Source organism: Pseudomonas sp. NBRC 111127, from assembly GCF_001320345.1.
In the GTDB taxonomy this organism is placed as follows: Bacteria; Pseudomonadota; Gammaproteobacteria; order Pseudomonadales; family Pseudomonadaceae; genus Aquipseudomonas; species Aquipseudomonas juntendi.
The window spans coordinates 1-5,139 of the sequence record NZ_BCBD01000239.1 but is presented as its reverse complement, the minus strand read 5'-3'; the positions used below and the strand labels follow the sequence as shown (position 1 = coordinate 5,139).

Below are 5,139 nucleotides of genomic sequence, written 5' to 3'. Positions count from 1 at the left end.
CGGCCTGGTTGCCCTGGGCATCAAGTGCGAGCCGACCCCGGACGGCATCATCATCGACGGCGGCCAGCTGGGCGGCGGCGAAGTGCATGGCCACGGTGACCACCGCATTGCCATGGCCTTCAGCGTGGCCTCGCTGCGCGCCAGTGCGCCGATCCGCATTCATGACTGCGCCAACGTTGCCACGTCGTTCCCCAACTTCCTGGCGCTGTGCGCCGAAGTGGGCATCCGCGTGGCAGAAGAGGGCAAGTCGTGAATACGCAGGCCCCCATCATCACCATCGACGGGCCGAGTGGCTCTGGCAAAGGTACGGTCGCCGGCTTGCTGGCGCGCGAGCTGGGCTGGCGCCTGCTGGACTCGGGCGCGCTGTACCGGTTGCTGGCGTTCAATGCCAGCAACCACGGTGTCGATCTGACCAACGAAGAGCTGCTGACCAAGCTGGCCGCCCATCTGGATGTGCAGTTCATCGCCGCCGAGCCCGGTAAGCTGCAGCAGACCATTCTCGAAGGTGAGGACGTCAGCCAGGTCATCCGCACCGAAACCGTCGGTGCCGGTGCCTCGATGGTAGCGTCGCTGCCTGCCGTGCGTGAGGCGCTGCTGCAGCGCCAGCGCGCCTTCCGGGAAATGCCCGGGCTGATTGCCGACGGCCGCGACATGGGCACGGTGGTATTCCCCGACGCGCCGCTGAAGGTGTTTCTGACCGCCAGTGCCGAGGAAAGGGCGCGCCGCCGCTACCTGCAGTTGAAGGGCAAGGGTGAAGATGTTAGTCTGTCGAGTCTGCTGGATGAGATTCGGGCGCGTGATGAACGCGACACTCAGCGTGCAGTGGCCCCGCTGAAACCAGCGGCAGACGCCATTCAGCTGGATTCCACCGAGTTGTCCATCGAGCAGGTGTTGCAACGTATCAGGAGCGAGATCGCCCAGCGCGACCTTCTCTGATCACCAGGAAAGCAGGCAGGTTCACCAGTCAACGTCTTGCCGGCGTTCCTTTACTTAAAACAGACCCACATTGTCTGGAATGTGGCGAGGGGCGTTTGTTTCGCCCGAATCTACAGGAATTAAAATGAGCGAAAGCTTTGCAGAACTCTTTGAAGAAAGCCTGAAAACCCTCAATCTTCAGCCGGGTGCCATCATCACCGGTATCGTTGTCGACATCGACGGCGACTGGGTTACCGTACACGCTGGCCTGAAGTCCGAGGGTGTCATCCCGCTCGAGCAGTTCTACAACGAAGCTGGCGAACTGACCATCAAGGTCGGTGACGAAGTCCACGTTGCGCTGGACGCGGTCGAAGACGGCTTTGGCGAAACCAAACTGTCCCGTGAAAAAGCCAAGCGCGCCGAGTGCTGGATTGTTCTGGAAGCAGCTTTCGCCGCCGAAGAAGTGGTCAAGGGCGTTATCAACGGTAAGGTTAAGGGCGGCTTCACTGTCGACGTTAACGGCATCCGTGCGTTCCTGCCGGGCTCCCTGGTTGATGTCCGCCCAGTGCGCGACACCACCCACCTGGAAGGCAAAGAGCTGGAATTCAAGGTCATCAAGCTGGACCAGAAGCGCAACAACGTTGTCGTTTCCCGTCGCAGCGTGCTGGAAGCCGAGAACTCCGCCGAGCGCGAAGCCCTGCTGGAAACCCTGCAGGAAGGCCAGCAAGTCAAAGGTATCGTCAAGAACCTCACCGACTACGGCGCATTCGTGGACCTGGGCGGTATCGACGGCCTGCTGCACATCACCGACATGGCCTGGAAGCGCATCAAGCACCCATCGGAAATCGTTAACGTTGGCGACGAAGTCGACGTACGCGTTCTGAAGTTCGACCGCGAGCGCAACCGCGTTTCGCTGGGTCTGAAGCAAATGGGTGAAGATCCGTGGGTAGCTATCACTGCCCGTTACCCAGAAGGTACTCGCGTACAGGCTCGCGTAACCAACCTGACCGACTACGGCTGCTTCGCTGAGCTGGAAGAAGGCGTTGAAGGTCTGGTACACGTTTCCGAAATGGACTGGACCAACAAGAACATCCACCCGTCGAAAGTCGTTCAGGTTGGCGACGAAGTGGAAGTCATGGTTCTGGACATCGACGAAGAGCGTCGTCGTATCTCCCTGGGCATCAAGCAGTGCAAGTCCAACCCATGGGAAGACTTCTCCGGCCAGTTCAACAAGGGTGACAAGATCACCGGTACCATCAAGTCGATCACCGACTTCGGTATCTTCATCGGTCTGGACGGCGGCATCGACGGCCTGGTTCACCTGTCCGACATCTCCTGGAACGAAACCGGCGAAGAAGCCGTACGTCGTTTCAAGAAGGGCGACGAGCTGGAAACCGTCATCCTGTCGGTTGACCCAGAGCGCGAGCGCATCTCCCTGGGCATCAAGCAGCTGGAAGACGATCCGTTCTCCAACTTCGTTGCTGTCAACGACAAGGGCGCTATCGTCAAGGGCATCGTGAAAGAAGTTGACGCCAAAGGCGCCATCGTCACCCTGGCCGACGACATCGAAGCCACTCTGAAAGCTTCCGAAATCAGCCGTGACCGCGTTGAAGACGCGCGCAACGTTCTGAAGGAAGGCGAAGAGATCGAAGCCAAGATCATCAGCGTTGACCGCAAGTCCCGCGTTATCAGCCTGTCGATCAAGTCGAAAGACGACGCTGAAGAGCGTGAAGCTATCCAGAGCCTGAAAAACGCTCCGGAAGCTGCTGCCGACACCACCATGGCTGCGCTGCTGCGCGAAGCGATGGCCAAGCAGAACTGAGTTCTGTTTGATCGGTAAAAAGGGCGACCCTCGGGTCGCCCTTTTTTTGTGCCTGCTCCCAACCACGCACACCGGCGTTCGCGCGGTAGACCATTCCTGAATTACTTCAATCTTGAAATTTTTTATTAAGTCAAGATGCACCCTGTTCAAATCCTTCCCAGCGTGCTACAACCTGCTTAAGCAATGATCTAGCTGCTTGATAACGAAGGGAAAAATATGACGAAGTCGGAGCTGATCGAACGTATTGTCACCCATCAAGGGCTGCTCTCGTCCAAGGACGTGGAGTTGGCCATCAAGACCATGCTTGAACAGATGTCACAATGCCTGGCTACCGGCGACCGCATTGAGATCCGCGGTTTTGGCAGCTTCTCGCTGCACTATCGCGCCCCACGCGTGGGGCGTAACCCCAAGACTGGCCAGTCGGTCAGCCTCGAAGGCAAGTTCGTACCGCACTTCAAGCCCGGCAAAGAGTTGCGCGACCGGGTCAACGAAGAAGACGAGGCCGAAGCCTGAGCACTCAAGGAGCAATCTGATGCGTAACCTGAAGCGCGCCCTGGCGGCTATTTTCGTGCTGCTGTTGGCGGCGGTGGTGTTGTTCTTCGTGCTGGAGAACCAGCAGCCCGTTGCGCTGGTGCTGTTCGGCTGGGCTGCGCCGGAACTGCCCGTGGCTGTCTTGGTGCTGGCAGCGCTGGTCATCGGCCTGGCTATAGGCCCGCTACTGGGCGCATACGGCGTTCAACGCAGCAAGCGCAAGATCAAGGCCTCTGCCCGGCAAGCGGCATTGAGCGGTAACTAAGGAAATTTCCTACGCCTTCCTAGGAATAGTCCGCCTATGCACAGGCTGGCCGCCATGAAGTAATAACCCACTTCATTTATGGCCAAGTTGAGTGTGCGTAGCATGGAGTTTCCCTGCCTTTTCCATCACGGTGGCACCCGGGGTGTGACTGGTTCCTGCCACCAGTTGCACTTGGCCTCGTGTAGCAGTTTGCTGGTGGACTGTGGGTTGGAACAGGGCACCGATGCGCCGCCTGGTGCAGAATCCGCGCCGCTCAACTTCGATATTCAGGGCATTCGCGCGTTAATCGTCACCCACGTACACCTGGACCATGTCGGGCGCATACCCGCGCTGCTGGCTGCAGGTTACCGCGGCCCCATAATTTGCAGCGAGCCATCGGCGCGGCTATTGCCGCTGGTACTGGAGGACGCCTACAGGGTGGGCATCAACCGCGAGCCTGCTCAGGTGGCGCGGTACCTTGAACGGGTCACAAGCCTGATTGTGCCTTTGCCCTTCGAGCAGTGGCATGAAGTGGTGATGGAGCCGGGTTTGCAGTGTCGTATCCGCTTGCAGCGTGCAGGGCACCTGCTTGGGTCGGCATATGTCGAGTGCGACCTGTTGCATGGAAGTATCAACACCCGTTACGTGTTTTCAGGCGACCTGGGCAATGGTGCCAACCCATTGCTGCGCCCGCTTCGGCCCCCGGAGCGGGCAGATGTGCTGGTGCTGGAGAGTACCTACGGTGACCGCCTGCACCCGGTCAAGGGCGGTCGGCAGCAGCAACTGGAGGCGGCAATTGATCGCGCCTTGGCCGACAAAGGCACCATTCTGATTCCGGCCTTCAGCCTGGGGCGTACACAAGAGCTGCTGTACGAAATAGAGGATATTCTGCACCGCAAGGCATTGACCGGAGCCCACGGCGAACCGGGTGACGAAGATCCCGTCAACTGGTCGCAGTTGCCCATCATCCTCGACTCACCCTTGGCCCAGCGTATTACCCGCGTTTACAGCGAGCTGCACGAGTACTGGAACGCTGAAGCCAGAGCTCGCCTGGCTGAAGGGCGCGACCCGCTCGGTTTCAGTCAGCTGATCAGTGTGGACACCCATGCCCGCCACCAACAGGTGGTCAATTACCTCAAGAGTACCGGGCGCCCGGCGATCGTGATTGCAGGTAATGGCATGTGTTCAAGTGGTCGAATCGTCAATTACCTGGAGGCCATGCTCGGCGACCCTCGGCATGAAATAATTTTTGTCGGCCACCAGGCCAAGGGGACGCCAGGGGCGGTGATACAGGCCAGTGAAGGCGCGGAAGGCTTCTTGCAGATCGAGCTGAGCGGCAAGACGCATGAGATCAGAGCGAAGGTGCTAACGGTTGGTGGCTACTCGGGCCACGCAGACAGGGAAGGTTTGATAAGTTTTATTGAGGGTATTCCATCGCCTCCCGCAAAAGTTGTTTTAGTGCATGGTGAGCGGCAGGCGAAAACCGCATTGAAGCAGGCGCTTGAGCATCGTCTGGCTGAAGCGAACCGACCAATGGCGGTTTTTATAGGCAAATAAACGGGTCGCGCTCAGAACATTGGCGATCTCTGTTGTCTCAACCGCGCCCTCATCCGTTTCAAGGGCTTTA

The 5,139-nt window shown here is 58.9% G+C and carries 5 protein-coding genes and 1 pseudogene; all 6 read left to right on the top strand.

Going from position 1 to position 5,139, the window contains the following annotated elements:
- Positions 1-253 (top strand): annotated as a pseudogene (locus tag APH30_RS25975) (bifunctional prephenate dehydrogenase/3-phosphoshikimate 1-carboxyvinyltransferase); the annotation flags it as partial.
- Positions 250-936, top strand: coding sequence for a (d)CMP kinase (gene cmk, locus APH30_RS25970; protein ID WP_054914135.1), 687 nt, complete (start codon positions 250-252; stop codon positions 934-936). The pseudogene APH30_RS25975 and the gene cmk, both read left to right, overlap by 4 nt.
- Before the next feature lie 124 nt (positions 937-1,060).
- Positions 1,061-2,737 carry a 30S ribosomal protein S1 gene (gene rpsA / locus APH30_RS25965; protein WP_003252673.1) on the top strand — a complete coding sequence of 559 codons (1,677 nt, stop codon included), beginning with the start codon at positions 1,061-1,063 and terminating at the stop codon, positions 2,735-2,737.
- A 216-nt stretch (positions 2,738-2,953) separates the two neighbouring features.
- The gene (ihfB, locus tag APH30_RS25960; RefSeq protein ID WP_003252675.1) at positions 2,954-3,250 is read left to right on the top strand and encodes an integration host factor subunit beta; all 297 of its coding nucleotides are present in this window, start codon (positions 2,954-2,956) and stop codon (positions 3,248-3,250) included.
- Between the two features lie 19 nt (positions 3,251-3,269).
- Entirely contained in the window at positions 3,270-3,533 is a 264-nt protein-coding gene (locus APH30_RS25955) for a lipopolysaccharide assembly protein LapA domain-containing protein (RefSeq protein ID WP_054914134.1), read from the top strand.
- A gap of 102 nt (positions 3,534-3,635) precedes the next feature.
- A complete protein-coding gene (locus tag APH30_RS25950) occupies positions 3,636-5,069 on the top strand; it encodes an MBL fold metallo-hydrolase RNA specificity domain-containing protein (protein ID WP_054914136.1) in 1,434 nt (477 codons plus the stop codon).
- The last annotated feature ends 70 nt before the right edge of the window (positions 5,070-5,139 follow it).